Source organism: Paractinoplanes atraurantiacus (assembly GCF_900215205.1).
GTDB classification, from domain to species: domain Bacteria; phylum Actinomycetota; class Actinomycetes; order Mycobacteriales; family Micromonosporaceae; genus Actinoplanes; species Actinoplanes atraurantiacus.
In genome coordinates, this window is sequence record NZ_OBDY01000001.1 from 1,161,290 (window position 1) to 1,177,612 (window position 16,323).

The 16,323-nt window shown below is 72.2% G+C and carries 10 protein-coding genes; 8 read left to right on the top strand and 2 right to left on the bottom strand.

Going from position 1 to position 16,323, the window contains the following annotated elements; genetic code table 11:
• Positions 1 to 132: 132 nt before the first annotated feature.
• Together smc and CRP55_RS05595 are read left to right on the top strand one after the other, a co-directional pair.
• Entirely contained in the window at positions 133 to 3,714 is a 3,582-nt protein-coding gene (smc, locus tag CRP55_RS05590; protein WP_097318388.1) for a chromosome segregation protein SMC, read from the top strand.
• A gap of 1 nt (position 3,715) precedes the next feature.
• A complete protein-coding gene (locus CRP55_RS05595) occupies positions 3,716 to 4,327 on the top strand; it encodes an HAD-IA family hydrolase (RefSeq protein WP_097318390.1) in 612 nt (203 codons plus the stop codon).
• A gap of 821 nt (positions 4,328 to 5,148) precedes the next feature.
• Here CRP55_RS05595 and CRP55_RS05600 read toward each other — a convergent pair.
• Entirely contained in the window at positions 5,149 to 5,670 is a 522-nt protein-coding gene (locus CRP55_RS05600; protein ID WP_097318392.1) for a DinB family protein, read from the bottom strand.
• 24 nt (positions 5,671 to 5,694) lie between these two features.
• Entirely contained in the window at positions 5,695 to 7,365 is a 1,671-nt protein-coding gene (locus CRP55_RS05605; protein ID WP_245922796.1) for an alkaline phosphatase D family protein, read from the bottom strand.
• A 118-nt stretch (positions 7,366 to 7,483) separates the two neighbouring features.
• Between CRP55_RS05605 and ftsY the strand changes: the two genes are divergently transcribed.
• The 6 genes from ftsY (at position 7,484) to CRP55_RS05635 (ending at position 16,217) form a co-directional block, all read left to right on the top strand.
• Positions 7,484 to 8,662 (top strand): signal recognition particle-docking protein FtsY, encoded by a 1,179-nt coding sequence (gene ftsY, locus CRP55_RS05610; RefSeq protein ID WP_097318395.1) that lies wholly within the window; start codon positions 7,484 to 7,486, stop codon positions 8,660 to 8,662.
• A gap of 36 nt (positions 8,663 to 8,698) precedes the next feature.
• Positions 8,699 to 9,496: a phosphotransferase gene (locus CRP55_RS05615; protein WP_097318764.1), complete on the top strand. Its 798-nt coding sequence runs from the start codon at positions 8,699 to 8,701 to the stop codon at positions 9,494 to 9,496.
• Between the two features lie 191 nt (positions 9,497 to 9,687).
• Positions 9,688 to 11,058: an ammonium transporter gene (locus tag CRP55_RS05620; RefSeq protein WP_097318765.1), complete on the top strand. Its 1,371-nt coding sequence runs from the start codon at positions 9,688 to 9,690 to the stop codon at positions 11,056 to 11,058.
• A gap of 35 nt (positions 11,059 to 11,093) precedes the next feature.
• On the top strand, positions 11,094 to 11,432 hold the full coding sequence (locus CRP55_RS05625) for a P-II family nitrogen regulator (RefSeq protein ID WP_097318397.1): 339 nt from the start codon (positions 11,094 to 11,096) through the stop codon (positions 11,430 to 11,432).
• 14 nt (positions 11,433 to 11,446) lie between these two features.
• Positions 11,447 to 13,711 (top strand): [protein-PII] uridylyltransferase, encoded by a 2,265-nt coding sequence (locus CRP55_RS05630; protein WP_097318399.1) that lies wholly within the window; start codon positions 11,447 to 11,449, stop codon positions 13,709 to 13,711.
• Positions 13,712 to 13,817: 106 nt separating this feature from the next.
• Complete coding sequence (locus CRP55_RS05635) at positions 13,818 to 16,217, top strand: glycosyltransferase (protein WP_245922797.1); 2,400 nt, start codon at positions 13,818 to 13,820, stop codon at positions 16,215 to 16,217.
• Positions 16,218 to 16,323: the final 106 nt, after the last annotated feature.

The window sequence follows — 16,323 nt, forward strand, 5'->3', positions numbered from 1 at the left end:
GCGCCTCCACTCCGTGGCGGCGCGCATCTTTTTGCCCGATTTCCGGGGCGACGGGTGTTGCGGGTAGGGCCACCGGCGCACGCTGCGGGTAGCCTGCACCAAACGTAAGTACCGCTGACCCCCGGGAAATCCGTGCACCTCAAGAGCCTCACGGTCAAGGGCTTCAAGTCCTTCGCCTCCGCTACGACGCTGCGGCTGGAGCCGGGCATCACCTGTGTGGTGGGCCCCAACGGCTCCGGCAAGTCCAACGTCGTCGACGCCATCGCCTGGGTGCTCGGCGAGCAGGGCGCCAAGGCGCTGCGCGGCGGCAAGATGGAGGACGTCATCTTCGCCGGCACGTCCGGCCGGGCCCCGCTGGGCCGGGCCGAGGTGACGCTGACGATCGACAACAACGACGGCGCGCTGCCGATCGAGTACACCGAGGTCTCGATCACCCGCCGCATGTTCCGGGACGGCGCCAGCGAGTACGAGATCAACGGCAACGCGTGCCGCCTGCTCGACATCCAGGAGCTGCTCAGCGACTCCGGCATCGGCCGCGAGATGCACATCATCGTCGGGCAGGGCCGGCTCGACGCGATGCTGCACGCCAAGCCCGAGGACCGCCGCGCCTTCATCGAGGAGGCGGCCGGTGTCCTCAAGCACCGCAAGCGCAAAGAGAAGGCCATCCGCAAGCTCGACGCGATGCAGGTCAACCTCAACCGGCTGACCGACCTCACGGCCGAGCTCCGCCGCCAGCTCAAGCCGCTCGGCAAGCAGGCCGAGGTGGCCCGGCGTGCGGCCGGCATCCAGGCCGACCTGCGCGACGCCCGGCTCCGGCTGCTCGCCGACGACCTGCACACGCTGCGCACCACCCTCGACAAGGAGATCGCCGACGAGTCGGCCATGAGGGAGCGCCGCCAGCAGGTCGAGGCGGAGAACCGCGAGATCCAGCGCCTGCTGGCCGACCTCGAGCTGGCCCACGCCGAGGACGCGCCGCTGCTGCAGGCCGCCCAGGACACCTGGTACAAGCTGTCCGCCCTCCAGGAGCGCTTCCGCTCCACCGAGCAACTCGCCACCGAGCGCCTGCGCCACCTCGCGGCCACGCCCGACGAGGAGCGGCCCGGCCGCGACCCCGACCAACTGGTCGCCGAGTCGGAGCGGGTGCGCGAGCAGGAGGAGGAGCTGCGCGAGGCGCTCACCGACGACCAGATGCGCCTGGCCGAGGCGATCGAGCACCGGCAGGACCTGGAACGCCAGCTGGCCGCGGCCGAGGGCGCCCTGCGCTCGGCGGCCAAGGCGATCGCCGACCGCCGTGAGGGCCTGGCCAAGCTGGTCGGCAACGTGAACGCGGCCCGCGCCCGCACCGAGGGCGCCACCGACGAGATCGAGCGGCTCGCCGCCGCCCACACCGACGCGATGATGCGGGCCGAGGCCGCGCAGACCGAGGTCGACATGGTCGCGGCCGAGTCGTCCGAGGCCGACCGCGACAACGTGGAGCTCGACGCGCGGCACGCCGAGGCGGTGGCCGAGCAGGACCGCGCGGCCGCGGTGGTCAAGGAGCTCTCCGACGCCGAGCGCGCCGCCGAGAAGGACGCCGCGAGCTGGAAGGCCCGCGAGGAGGCGCTCGCCCTCGGCCTCCAGCGCAAGGACGGCGCCGGCGCCCTGCTGGCCAAAGAGGCCGAGGTGCCGGGCCTGCTCGGCAGCCTGGCCTCCATGCTCACGGTCCGGCCCGGTCACGAGGCGGCGGTCGCCGCCGCGCTGGGCACGCTCGCCGACTCGGTCGCGCTCTCCGGAGTGGACGAGGCCGTCGAGGCGATGCGCACTCTCAAGATCGCCGACGCCGGCCGGGCCGCCCTCGTGGTCGCCTCGCCGGCCGGGCCCGGCATGCAGGGCACGCTCGACGCGCTGCGCCCCGCCCTGCCGGACGGCGCCATCTGGGCGCCCGACGTGATCGACTGCCCCGAGACCGTGCGGCCCGCGCTGCATCGGGCGCTGCGTGACGTCGTACTCGTCAATGATCTTCCGTCCGCCGCCGCGCTGATCGCCGGAAACGCGGAGTTGCGGGCGGTCACGCCGGACGGGGACGTCCTGGGCGCGTACGCCGCCGCCGGAGGCTCCGGAAAAGCCTCCAGTTACATCGAGGTCCAAGCCGCCGTCGACGAGGCGAAGGCCCGCCGGGCCGAGGCCGAGGCGTCCATCGGCGCGCTGAAATCGCAGCTCGCCGAGGCCCGGGCCGAGGTGGCGCGCCACAAGGAAGCGGTCAACGTGGCCGCGCAGGCCAAACGCGCGGCCGAGGGTGAGCGCAACGCGGCCGCCCGCCGACTGGCCGAGCTCGGCGCCGCCGCCCGTTCGGCCAAGGCCGAGTCGGAGCGCCTCGGCGCCTCCCGGCAGAAAGCCGAGTCGGCCCGCGAAGCCGACCTGATCCGCGTGGCCGAGCTCGAGGAGCGCCTGCGGCTGGCCGAGGCCACCCCAATCGACGAGGAACCCTCCACCGACGAGCGCGACCGGCTGGCCGCGCTGGTGCCGCAGTCAAGGCAGAACGAGATGGAGGTACGCCTGGCCGTCCGCACCGCCGAGGAACGGGTCGCCTCCATTGCCGGCCGGGCCGACTCCCTGCTCCGCCAGGCCAACGCCGAACGGCAGGCTCGCGAGCGAGCGGCCGCCCGCCGCGCGGCCCGGGCCCGCGGCGCGGAGATCGCCCGGGCGGTCGCCCTGGGCGCGGCGGCCGCGCTGGCCCGCGTGTCGGTCTCGCTGGCCGCGGCCATCGAGGTCCGCGACGAGCTGGCCCAGGCCCGCACGGCCCGGGAGGCCGAGCTTCAGGAGGTACGGGCGAGCGCCAAGCGCTTCGTCGCCGAGCTGGAGCGGCTCACCAACGAGGTCCACCGCGACGAGGTGGCCCGGGCCGAGCAGCGCATGCGCATCGAACAGCTCGAGGCGAAGGCGGCCGAGGATTTCTCCCTCGACGTCGACACGCTGATCACCGAGTACGGCCCGGAGCAGCTAGTGCCGCCCACCCAGGCCGAGGTGGCCCAGGCCGAGAAGGACGGCAAGCCCGTACCGGAACCCGTGCCCTTCCATCGGCCGACGCAGGAGAAAAGGTCGAACAAGGCCGAGCGCGACCTGGCCCTGCTCGGCAAGGTCAACCCGCTCGCCCTGGAGGAGTTCGCGGCGCTCGAGGAGCGTTTCAAGTTCCTCTCCGACCAACTCGAAGACCTCAAGGCCACCCGCAAGGACCTGCTCACCGTGGTCAAGGACGTCGACGACCGGATCCTCGAGGTCTTCGCGTCGGCCTTCGAGGACACGGCCCGCGAGTTCCAGCTCGTCTTCCAGGTGCTCTTCCCCGGCGGCGAGGGCCGCCTGGTGCTCACCGACCCCGAGGACATGCTGACCACCGGCGTCGAGGTCGAGGCCCGCCCGCCCGGCAAGAAGATCAAGCGCCTGTCGCTGCTCTCCGGCGGCGAGCGCTCGCTGACCGCGGTGGCCATGCTCTGCGCGATCTTCCGGGCCCGCCCCTCGCCCTTCTACATCATGGACGAGGTCGAGGCGGCCCTGGACGACGTCAACCTGGGCCGGTTGATTACCCTCTTCCAACAGTTGCGGGAGAAGAGCCAGCTGCTCATCATCACGCACCAGAAACGCACGATGGAGGTCGCGGACGCCCTCTACGGCGTCACGATGCGCTCCGGCGTCACCCAGGTGATCAGCCAGCGCCTCAACCGCGAACCGGAGGACTGACATGGCGCGCGACCGCGCACAGGCACTGCTGATCGACTTCGACGGCGTGCTCCGCCGCTGGGACCCGGCACCGATGATCGCGGTCGAGGTGAAGTACGGCCTCAAGCCGGCGTCCCTGCTGGAGACGTCGATGTCGTGGGACATCTACCGTCCCGCGATGGCCGGCGAGATCACCGACGCCGAGTGGATGAAACTGGTGGCCGACCGCCTCCCCATCGACAACGCGGCCGAGGCGGTGGCCGAGTGGCAGACGTACCGGGGCGAGCCCGACCCCGACGCCCTGGCCTTCATCCGCTCGGTCCGCGCCGCCGGCCGCAAGGTGGGCCTGGCCACCAACGCCACCGACCGCCTGCGGGCCGACCTGGAGGCCCTGGCCTTGACCGACGAGGTCGACGTGGTCATCAGCTCCTGGGAGATCAAGGTCCACAAGCCGGCCCCCGAGTACTTCGAGCGCGCCTGCCAGCTGATCGGCGAACAGCCCAAACACGTCCTCTTCGTCGACGACGACGACCGCGTGGTCCGCGGCGCCCGGTCAGCCGGCCTGTCCGCCTACCGCTGGTCCGGCCCCCAGCACGTCGACTACCTCCGCAAAGCCCTCGACCTGCCCGCCTAGGAACAGCGGCAAGTTCCCACGACGGAGATCGGGCACCCACACGACGGGCACGACTCGACGGCGGCTGCGGCACCGGACGAGTGACGGCGTTCGGAGCGGGCTTCCGCTTCGCCGGAGCCGGAGTGACGATCGCCCGAACCTGGTCGACGGAAACGTCCCGCCATCCCTTCGCCCGCAACTCCTCGGTCAGCCGGACAGCGCCGATACCGCGGTGACGCGCCCGAAGACGGTCGATCTCCGCCACCAGCTTCGCGCGCCGCTCCTTCTCCGCCTGCGAACTCGTTTTCCGTGTACTGATCGTGGGCGACTGGGGAATGGCCGGGCGCTTCGTGGTTGGTGGCGTGCCGTGGAGAGCGGGACCCGGCGGCGCCGGAATGATGGCCTCCACCTCGGATTTCGTCACATCCGGCCAGCCCTGCTCACGGAGACGCCGGACCAGCCCTTTGCTTCCGATACCCGGAGTGCTCGCCTGGAGCTTGCTGATCGCGCCGGCCAGCGTTCGGCGCCGTGAGGGCTCGACTCGCGGGGCGGGCGTGGATCTGCTCGCACCGCGACTGATGCGGCGCACGGTCAGGCCGTCGGGCAAGCGGCCCGGCGTCCGCTCCGCCGGATCGTCGTTCTCGTGGTCGTAGCGCAGGCCGCTGTGATCCCGTGCGGAAGCGTTGAGGTAATAGTCGTTGATCGAGACCACCACGCACCCCCATGTGGGACGGCCGGACGGCGCAACGGAGCCGGTTGATCTCAGAGCGTAGCGATCATGCGGTGTTCCGGCGGATCACCCTTTCGGACCCGGAAATGCGGCCGTGTTCCGGTTGGGGTCCTCAGCCGCCGGTGGCGCCGTCGATGCGCTCTCGTAGAAGGTCGGCGTGGCCGTTGTGGCGGGCGTATTCCTCGATCATGTGGAGGTAGACCCAGCGGAGGGAACGAGGGCCTCCGCGCAGGTCGAACTCCTGGTCCAGGTCGAAGTCGGCGACGGACCGGTCGGCGGCGGCCCGCTCCTCGGCGAAGACGGCGAAAGCCTGTTCGGGGTCGGCGTCGGCCACGTCCTCGATGTCGGCGTCGGGGCGGGCGTCGGAGACGTACAACGGGGTCGCCGTGGGGTCCTTTGCTATGCGGTCGCGGAACCACACCCGCTCCACGTAGCTCATGTGGCGGACCAGGCCGAGCAGGGTCAGGTTGGAGGGGGCGGCCGACGCCTGCCGGAGCTGGTCGGCGGTCAAGCCGGCGCATTTGCTCAGCAGGGTGCCGCGGTGCCAGTCGAGCCAGCCCTGCAGCATGGCCCGCTCGGGGCCGGTGTGGGGCTCGCCGGTGCGATTGACCGAAGGTGCTGTCCAGGTAGCCATCGAGGAGATGGTGCCGCATCCCCGTTATTTCGGATAGGTCACCTCGGCCACCTCGAACAGGGTGCCGTCTTTCTCGGTGCCCTCGACCCGCACTGTCGCCTCGTGGCCGTTCAGGCGCAGGGTGCTGATGGCGTTTCCGAAATACGGGCCGGCCAGGCGCTTCCAGCGCCAGGCCGGCTTGTCGACGCCGGCCGAGCGGGCCAGGCCCCGGACGCCCTTGGCGGCGGCCCGGGACCAGGCGAAGCGCATCAGCGGGCGCATCACGGCCGGCACCTGGTTGTGCACCGGCGAGCAGGTCAGCTGCATGACCGGGGTGGCCATGGCGTGGCCGAAGTCGACCTCGGCCACGTACGAGTGGTGCACGTCGCCGGAGAGGACGCTGATCGAGGCGGGGGCCGCGTACGCGCCGCCGGCGCCCACTCGGTGGCCGGGGGCGCCGGAGCCGCCCTCGCCCAAGCGGCGGAAGAGCTCGCCCAGGGCGTTGAAGGAGCGGCTGAAGGCGGCCCAGTGCTCCAGGTCGACGGCGCGGCGCAGCTTCTCGGCGGCGGCGCTGACCCGGGGCGAGGACGAGTCGGCCGTGCGCTCGTTCCACGCCTCCAGGTGGTGGATCGCGGGCGGCATCAGCCAGGGCAGTGACGAGCCGACGACCAGGTGGTCGTACGAGCCGTGGGCCTGGTCGATGAACCAGTTCCACTCCTGTGCCGGCAGCATCTCGCGGCGGCCGGGGGTCAGGACGCGGCTGCAGCGGTTGTCGAGCATCACCAGGCGGGTGCGGCCGATGTCGAGCGCGTAGCTCCACTGGTACGGCTGTTCGCCCGTGTCGAGGGAGCGGCCGAACTCGTGCAGCAGGTCGGTGGCGTCGTCGACCGTGGTGATCTTCTGGAAGAGCTGGTCGGTCTCGAGGTCGGCCGGGCTCATGTTGCCCAGGTGCTGGTAGACCCAGTAGGACGCGAGGCCGCCGGTGATGCGCTCGGTCCACCACGACTGTTTCGCCATGTCGGCGCGCCACGAGGCCGACGTGTTCCAGTCGTCGATCAGCTCGTGGTCGTCGAAGATCATGACGGTGGGGACGGTGGCGAACAGCCAGCGGACCTCGGGGTCGCGCCACGACTCCAGGTAGAGCTTCGTGTATTCGTCGAAGGTGACGACCTGGTCGGACGGGCCGTCGTGGCCGGCCGCGCGGCGCCGCCGGAGGAAGCGCTTGACCTTGGCCGACGTCTTGTCGGCGTACACCTGGTCGCCGAGCAGGACGATCAGGTCGGGCCTCAGCTCCGGGTTCTGCGGGTCTTCCATCAGCCTTCGGGCGTACGCGTCGAGGGCGTCCGGCGGGAGGCGGCGCCCGGTGGCGTGCGGGGTGGCCTCGCGGCAGGAGCCGAAGATCATGCGGACCGGCTCGCCGGCGTCGTCCTCGGGGCGGGTCCGGATGACCGGCGGCGGATAGGTCGACTCGGCCGAGGGCCAGACCACACGATCGTCGAGATGGACCGTGTACGCGCTGGCGGCGCCCCGGCGGAGGCCCTCGACGACCACGAGCGCGTAGTGATGCCCGTACGCCGAGAAGGTCGGCGCCGAGCCGGAACCGCCGCCGTCGGCCTCGACGCGCACGTAGGCCGGCTCGGTCGTCTCGACCCAGATGGTGGCGCGATCTCCGACGACCCGGCGCAGCAGCGGGCCGATGAGCAGGTGAGCAGTCACCGGGTGGGGGTCCTTAGCGCTCAGGGGTGGGGGCGTCCCATCTTCCTGCACGAGGGCCGCAGGCCGCCACTGCACGGGCGACGCCACGGGCGGACGGCTCATCTGTCAGGATTTCCGCATGGAATACGTCGTCGCCGCAGTAATCCTGCTCGTCGTCCTGATCGCCGGCGCGGTCGGCCTGGTGGTGCCGCGCATGCGCCGCCGGGAGCTCCCCCCGCAGGGCGGGACCACGACGCTGGAGAAGCCCGCCGTCGACGAGCAGGCGCCTCCGGTGGTCGTGCCCCCGGTCCGCGACGAGGAGCTGCCTCCGCTCATCGTCGAGGAGAAGCCGGAGCCGGTCGAGGTCAAGCCGGAGATCGAGCAGCCGGAGCCCACCGCCGGCCGCCTGGTGCGGCTGCGGGCCCGCCTCTCGCGCTCGCAGAACATGTTCGGCCGGGGCCTGCTGAGCGTCCTCTCCCGTGATCACCTCGACGAGGACGCCTGGGAGGAGATCGAGGACACCCTGATCACCGCGGACGTCGGCGTCGAGGCCACCCAGGTCATCGTCGAGCGGCTGCGCGAGCGGGTCCGGGTGCTGGGCACCCGCACCGCGGCCGAGGTGCGCGCGCAGCTGGCCGAGGAGCTGACCGCCGCCCTCGAGCCCGACATGGACCGCGCCCTCAAGACGGCGCCGCACGACGGCCGCCCGGGCGTGATGATGGTCGTCGGCGTGAACGGCGCCGGCAAGACCACCACCTGCGGAAAGATCGGCCGGGTGCTGATCGCGGACGGGCGCAGCGTGCTGTTCGGCGCGGCCGACACGTTCCGCGCGGCCGCCGCCGAGCAGCTCGCCACCTGGGGTGAGCGGGTCGGCGCCGAGACCGTGCGCGGGCCCGAGGGCGCCGACCCGGCCAGCGTCGCGTTCGACGCGGTCAAGCGGGGCATCGAGATCGGCGTGGACACCGTGGTGATCGACACCGCCGGCCGCCTGCAGAACAAGGTCGGCCTCATGGACGAGCTGGGCAAGGTCAAGCGGGTCGTCGAGAAGCACGGCCCGGTCGACGAGACGCTGCTGATCCTGGACGCGACAACCGGACAGAACGGACTCGAGCAGGCGCGCGTGTTCACTGAAGTGGTGGACGTTACTGGTGTGGTCCTCACCAAGCTGGACGGCACCGCGAAGGGCGGAATCGTCATCGCCGTCCAGCGCAAGCTGGGCATTCCGGTCAAGTTGGTGGGTCTGGGCGAGGGTCCGGACGATCTCGCGCCCTTCGAGCCGGCCGCGTTCGTCGAAGCGTTGCTTGGTGGCGCCGCGTAGTCTCAGGGGAGACTTACGGCGCGGGGGAGGGTGTTGGTGACGCAGGAGCCGGTGCGGGAGATTCCGCTCCACGGCGGCAACGTCAGCACGGTCTCGCGCGTCGGCGACACCGTGCGGCGCAACGCCGGGCCGTGGACCCCGGCCGTGCACGGGCTCCTCAACCACCTCGAGCGGGTCGGCTTCACCGGCTCGCCGCACGCCCTGGGCATGGACGAGAAGGGCCGGGAGGTCCTCTCCTACCTCGACGGCGAGTGCGGCGAATATCCGCTGGCGCCGCACTGGGTGACCGAGGAGGCCCTGGTCACCGTCGCGACCATGCTGCGCATGTTCCACGACGCGCAGTACGGCTTCGTGCCGCCGCCGAACGCGGTGTGGCGCTCGTTCGGCCCGCCGCCGCCGGACACCGAGGTGATCTGCCACCACGACGCCGCGCCGCACAACGTGGTCTGGCGGCCCGACGGCACGCTCGCCCTGATCGACTTCGACCTGGCCTCGCCGGGCGCCCGCATCTACGACGTGGCCTACGCGGCCTGGACGTGGGTGCCCCTGTTCAGCGACCGGGACTCGTACACCCTGGGCTGGAAAAGGCCGAACCGGCCGCGCCGCCTGAGGCTCTTCGCCGACGCCTACGGCTTGATCCCCCGCGACCGGCACCGGCTGGTCCGCACGATCCGCAAGAGGATCGTCGACCACGTCGAGGGCATCCGTCGCATGGCGGCCGCCGGCGACCCGGCCTTCGTCCGCATCGTGCACAAGGGCCACCTGCGGCGACCCATGCGTGATCTTCGATTGCTCGACTACGAGCGCCACACGCTCGAATACGCTCTTCGCTGATTCGGGCAATCGGCCCTTACGGGCTGTGAGAGTTTCTTCACACGTACGAAACAACCCGTCACGCGCCGGAAATCGCGCGTAGACCGTGCGTGAAACAGCGGAACGGAAGGCTCCCGTCATCAACCGGCCGATGGGGCGACGCTGCTCTGAGGGTCGTGTACGAGGACACCTTCATTCCGAGAGGAGGCAGCGTGGAGATCGATACCGGCAATACCGCCTGGTTGCTCCTGTCGTCTGCGCTCGTTTTGCTCATGACCCCGGGCCTGGCGCTGTTCTACGGTGGCCTCAACCGGTCCAAGGGCACGCTGAACATGATGATGATGAGCTTCTCGAGCATCGGGATCGTCTCCGTGCTCTGGGTGCTCTACGGCTTCACGCTCGCGTTCGGTTCGAACGACGGCGAGGGGCTCAACAACTTCATCGGTAGCTTCACCCAGTACTTCGGCACCGGTACGAGCTGGGCCGGCGACATCTGGGGCGAGACCGGCATCCCGGTCTACGTCTTCATGGCCTTCCAGATGATGTTCGCCATCATCACCGTCGCCCTGATCAGCGGCGCGCTCTCCGACCGCTTCAAGTTCGGCGGCTGGGTCCTGTTCGCGATCGGCTGGTTCACCATCGTCTACGTCCCGGTCGCGCACTGGGTCTGGGGCGGCGGCTGGATCGGCGCCAAGCTCCACGCGCTCGACTTCGCCGGTGGCACCGCGGTGCACATCAACGCCGGTGCGGCGGCCCTCGCGGTCGCTCTCGTGCTCGGCAAGCGCATCGGCTGGCCGCGCGAGAACATGCGCCCGCACAACGTGCCGTTCGTCGCCCTCGGCGCCGGCCTGCTCTGGTTCGGCTGGTTCGGCTTCAACGCCGGCTCCGAGCTGACCGTCGACAGCACCACCGGTGTCGCCTTCGTCAACACGCAGGTCGCCACGGCCGCCGCTCTGCTCGGCTGGATCATCGTGGAGTGGCTGCGCGACGGCAAGCCGACGCTGGTCGGCGCGTCCTCGGGCGCGATCGCCGGTCTGGTCGCCATCACTCCGGCCTGTGGTTTCGTGGCCCCGCTGCCGGCCGCCCTGATCGGCATCATCGCCGGTGCGGTCTGCGCGCTGGCTGTCGGCCTGAAGTACAAGCTGGGCTACGACGACTCGCTCGACGTGGTCGGCGTCCACTTCGTCGGCGGCTGGATCGGCTCGCTGTCGATCGGCTTCTTCGCCACCACCCAGGTCAACGGCGCCATGACCGACGTCCTCGGCGGCGAGAACGGCCTGTTCTACGGCGGCGGCCTGACCCAGCTGGGCCGGCAGTTCGTCGGCAGCGCGGCCGTCACGGTCTACTCGTTCGTCATCGCCCTGGTGCTCGCGCTGATCCTCAAGGCCGTCAAGCTCGGCCGGGTCAGCGAGGAGGCCGAGGTCGGCGGCATCGACATCGCCGATCACGGCGAGACCGGTTACGACCTCACCCCCGCGGCGGGCTCGGGCGGTGGCGGCGCGTTCGCCATGGCCGGCCTCAAGCCGGGTCAGGGTGTGGACGCTGACGGCAAGGCTGACGTCAGCCAGAAGGTCGCCGGTTAGATAAGACCATGACTGCTCCGAGAGAGGGACTGAGCATGAAGCTGGTGACCGCGGTCATCAAGCCGTACCAGCTCGACGCGGTGAAGGAGGCCCTGCACGCTCTGGGGGTGACCGGCCTGACCGTGAGCGAGGTACAGGGCTACGGACGGCAGAAGGGCCACACCGAGGTGTACCGGGGCGCCGAGTACACGGTGGAGTTCCTGCCGAAGATCAAGGTCGAGGTGGTGACCGACGAGATCGATGTCGACAAGATCGTCGACGCCATCGTCACCGCGGCCAAGACCGGCAAGATCGGTGACGGGAAGGTCTGGGTGACCTCGGTCGACGAGGTGATCCGGGTCCGCACCGGCGAGCGCGGCCTCGACGCGCTCTGAGAGCACAGAATTAGATGACACGCATGACCAGCGAGCCGCCGGCGCCACCCTCGGTGCCCGCCGGCGGCTCGCCGGCCAAGCTGCGCGAGCACATCGGCGCCGCCGCCCGTGAGGAACGGGCCGCGGCGCTCGGCGCTTGGCTGACCGGCATGTTCCCCGCCCACCTGCCCGGCGTGAGCCTCGTCGCCGTGGGCGGGCTGGGCCGGCGCGACTGCGCGCCCTACAGCGATCTCGACCTTGTGCTGCTGCACAACGGCGCGGCCGGCATCGACCGGATCGCCGCCTCCCTCTGGTATCCGATCTGGGACGCCCGGCTCGGCCTCGACCACTCCGTGCGCACGCTGCCGGAGGCGCTGTCGGTCGCGCACGACGACGTCAAGGTCTCCCTGGGCCTGCTCGACGCCCGGCACATCGCGGGCGACGCGAGCCTGAGCGCCGAGCTGGTCGCGGCCGCCTCGGACCAATGGCGGCGCACCGCCGTGCGGCTGCTGCCCCCGCTCAAGGAGCTGACCACCGCCCGCTGGGCGAGCCACGGCGAGCTCGCCTTCCTGCTCGAGGGCGACCTCAAGGAGGCGGCCGGCGGGCTGCGCGACGTGACCATCCTGCGCGCCATCGGCCGGGCCGGTGTGGCCGACACGATGCGCCCGGCCGTCCGCGCGGCCAACCTGCGGGTGCTCGACACCCGCGACGCCCTGCACCTGGCCGTGGGCCGCCGGGTCGACCGGCTGGTCGCCCAGGAGCGGGCCGCGGTGGCCGAGCTGCTCGACCTCGACGACGGCGACGCGCTGCTGCGCCGGGTGGCCGGCGACGCCCGGACCATTGCCCACGCCCTGGACGACGCCTGGCGCGCGGCCGACCGGCTGCGCGGCCGTCGCCGGGGCCTGCCCGGCGGCCCCGCGACCCGCCGCCCGGTCGCCCGTGACGTCGTCGAGCAGGACGGCGAGCTCGTGCTCGCCCGCACCGCCATCGGGCCCGTACCCGACCCCAGCCTCTCCCTGCGGGTGGCCGCCGCGGCCGCCACCGTGGGGCTGCCGATCGCCCGCGCCACCAGCGAATGGCTGGCCGCGTTCTGCCCGCCGTTGCCGAACCCGTGGCCACCGCAGGCCCGGGCCGCCCTGGTCTCGCTGCTCGGCTCCGGGCCCGGCCTGCTGCCGACGTGGGAGACCTGCGACCGCTACGGGCTGACCGACGCCTGGCTGCCCGAGTGGGCCCGGCTGCGCAGCCTGCCCCAGCACCACCCGATCCACCGGTACACGCTCGACCGGCATCTCGTGCAGGCCGCGTACGAGGCGACCTCCTACGCCCGCGAGGTCGAGCGGCCCGACCTGCTGCTGATCGGCGCCTTCCTGCACGACGTGGGCAAAGGCCTGCCCGGCGACCACAGCGTCGTCGGCGCCCCGATCGCGGCCGAGATCGCGGCCCGGATCGGCCTGCCCCCGGCCGACGTGGCCACGATCGAGAAGCTCGTACGGCTGCACCTGCTGCTGCCCGATGTGGCTACCCGGCGCGACCTGAGCGACCCCAAGACGATCTCGTCGGTGGCCGAGGCGGTCGGCGACGCCGGCACCCTGGACCTGCTGCACGCGCTGGCCCGGGCCGACTCGCGGGCCACCGGCCCGGCCGCCTGGTCGGACTGGAAGGGCCGGCTGATGGCCGAGCTGGTGAGCCGGGTGCACACCCGGCTCGACACCGGCGAGCTGCCCGAGCCGCCGGCGCCCGATCCGGAGCTGCTGGAGGGCGGCCTGCCCGCCGTACACCTGGACGGCGACCGGGTCGCGGTGGCCGCGGCCGACCGCCGGGGCCTGCTCGGTCAGGTGGCGGCCTGCCTGGCCATGCACCGGCTGGACGTGGTGGGCGCGAACACGGCGACGGTGGACGGCCGGGCGATCGTCGAGTTCCTCACCCAGCCGCGCTACGGCAGCCCGTACGACCCGGTGGCGCTCGCGGCCGACCTGCGCCGGGTGGCGGCCGGGGACGTCTCGGTGACCCAGCGGGTGCGGGCCCGGGCGATGAGCGCGCGCGGCGGCACGGCCTCGCCCCGGGTGGTGTGGCAGCGCGGCGCGGCCACCGACGCGGCGATCCTCGAGCTGCGCGCGGCCGACTCGGCCGGGCTGCTCTTCCGGGTGGCGACGGCGCTCGACGAGGCGGGGGCGGACGTGCGCGCGGCCCGCATCTCCACCCTCGGTGGTGACGTCGTGGACGCGTTCTACCTGGTCGGCTCGTGGGCCGACGAGGCCGAGCGGGACCGGGTGGGCGCGGCGGTGCTCGCGGCGGTCTGAGAGCCCGTCACCGGTGCCGGGATGGCGGCGTTGGTCTCGGCATGCAGCACCACCCCCAGCCCAACCGCCCCACCCGCCGCCCATGATCGGAACAAACAATTCCCATTTGCTCGATGATCATGTGCGGGCGATCGGGCCCCGACTGCGCCTGGCGCTGACCGCCACGGCCGTCCGCAACCGTTCGCTGGACGCGCGGGTGCTGCTCGCCCGGGCCGCGCTCGGCCCGCACGGCACGCTGGACGAGCTGGTCGACGCGGCGCGGCGAGGCGACCGGCGCTGGCTGCGCCGGCGGCGCCGCAAAATCGATGCGCCGAGGGTCGCCGCGGTCGCGCAGAGCCTGGTCCTGGACTCGGGCGCCGAGGACGCCCTGGCCGTCTTCGAGCTGGCCCGGCGGGCGCTGGGGGCGCGGGCGCTCTCACCGGCCAACCAGCTGCTGCACGCACAGCTGGCGCTCGCCCACGAGGGGCCGGAGCGGGCACGCAAGCTGCTGCGGCGCTACCGCAAGATCGGCGAGCCGGCCCGCAAGAGCCTGGTGGCCGACCTGCTCAACCCGTTCGTGGCCGACCGGGCGGCCGAGCCGTGGCACACCGCTTTCGGCTCGCTGCTGCCTTCGCCCGCCTTCACCCTCGGCGACGGGGCCACGCCGTTCGACAAGCTCGTCGCGGCGGACGTCGACAAGGTCGAGGGGCCGCACCGGATCTCGGTGGTGCTCACCTCGTACCGCCCGGACCAGGGCCTGATCACCGCGGTCCGCTCGATCCTGGCCCAGAGCTGGGCCAACACCGAGGTGATCCTGGTCGACGACGCCTCGCCGCCGGAGTTCGACACCATCCTGGACGAGGCCGTGGCGCTGGGCGACCGGGTGCGGCTGCTGAAGATGCCGGTCAACTCAGGCACGTACGCAGCCCGCAACGCCGGCCTGGACGCGGCCGGCGGCGAGTTCGCCACCTTCCAGGACTCCGACGACTGGTCGCACCCGCGCCGCCTCGAGCTCCAGGTGCGGCCGCTGATCGACGACCGGCGGCTGGTCGCCACCACCTCGGACGGGCTCGCGGTCACCGACCAGCTGCTGTGCACCCGGCCCGGCGTGCGCAGCGGCCGCTTCAACCCGTCGTCGCTGCTGATCCGGCGCGGCACCGTGCTGCGCACGGTCGGCTATTTCGACCGTCTCCGCAAGGCCGCCGACTCCGAGTACATCGGCCGCATCCGGGCCGCGTTCGGCGCCGGGCGGGTGCGCCACGTCGACTCCAAGCCGCTGGCTCTCATCCGGCTGTCGGCCGGCTCGCTGTCGCGCTCCGAGATCCGTGCACAGTGGATGCATCCGGCGCGGACCGCCTACATGTCGGCCTATCAGCGCCACCACCAGCTCATCGCGACCCGCCGGGCCAGCGCCTTCCGCCCGGCCGACGGCGCCGACCGCCCGTTCCCGGCGCCCGGCCACCTTCTCGGCACGGTCCGCGACCGGCGCTACGACGTGCTCATGGTGGCCGACTGGCGTTTCCTGGAGAGCACCCAGCGCACCGCCCTGGACGAGATGCGCGCGCTGGCCGCGGCCGGACTCAGCGTCGGCCTCCTGCAGTTCGACTCCTTGCGCGCGGTCTACCAGCGCCGGATGCCGGCCTGCGCCCCGGTCCAGGACCTGGTCAACGACGGCGTGGTCGACTGGCTCACCCCGGACGAGAGCGCCGAGACGGCGCTGCTGATCGTGCGCCAGGCCGCGGTCCTCCAGTTCACCGGCGGCCTCGGCAGCGGGATCCGGGCCGGGCGGACCGTCGTGGTGGCCGACCGTGCCCCGGCCCGGGCCGACGGATCGGATCAGCGCTACGACCCGGCGATGTGCACGGCCGCGGCCCGTCGCCTCTTCGGGCCGGAGCCGGTCTGGGTTCCGCAGGACGATGGGGTGCGGGCTCTGCTGCGTACGGAAACCACGCCTGTGAATTTGCCCCTCGCTCTCGCCGCGGCGGGCTGGGTGGCCGACCGGACCACGGCCGCGCCCGGCCCGGCCATCGTCGGCACCGACCTGTGCGACACCGCCTGCTGGCCCTCGGCCGCCGCCGAGAGCCTGGCCGTCTTCGGCCGGCTGCCCACGGCCGACGTGCGGATCCGGCTGCCCGACCGGCCCGCCGGCGAGACCTCCGTCGCGCTCGCGCCGACCTGGCTCGGCTATCAGCCGGCCGATCTGGGCCCGCGCCCGTTCCTGCACCAGCTCGACTTCTACCTGCACTTCCCGCCGCGCGAGTCGGCCGAATGGTATTCGCGCCCGGCGATCGAGGCCGCGCAGACCGGCTGCGTCGTGGTCATGCCGGAGAGGTACGCGCCGCTCTACGGCGACGCGGCCGTCTACTGCGCCCGATCCGAGGCCGAGCCGCTGATCGCGCGCTACCGGGCCGATCCGGCCCTGTTCGCCGAGCAGAGCCGGCGCGCCCGCGCGGTCGCGGCCAAGGCGAACGATCCGGCGGCGTTCGTCGACTGGGTCCGGCAGTCGCTGCCCCTGGCGGTCGCGTAGAAGCGCGGTCGCGTAACGACCCGGCCGATGCCCGCGTTACTTCGATGTGTGGGCGACCAAGGAGATCATCAGGCGCAGGCTCCGGCGCCGGGCCCGGCGGTACGCG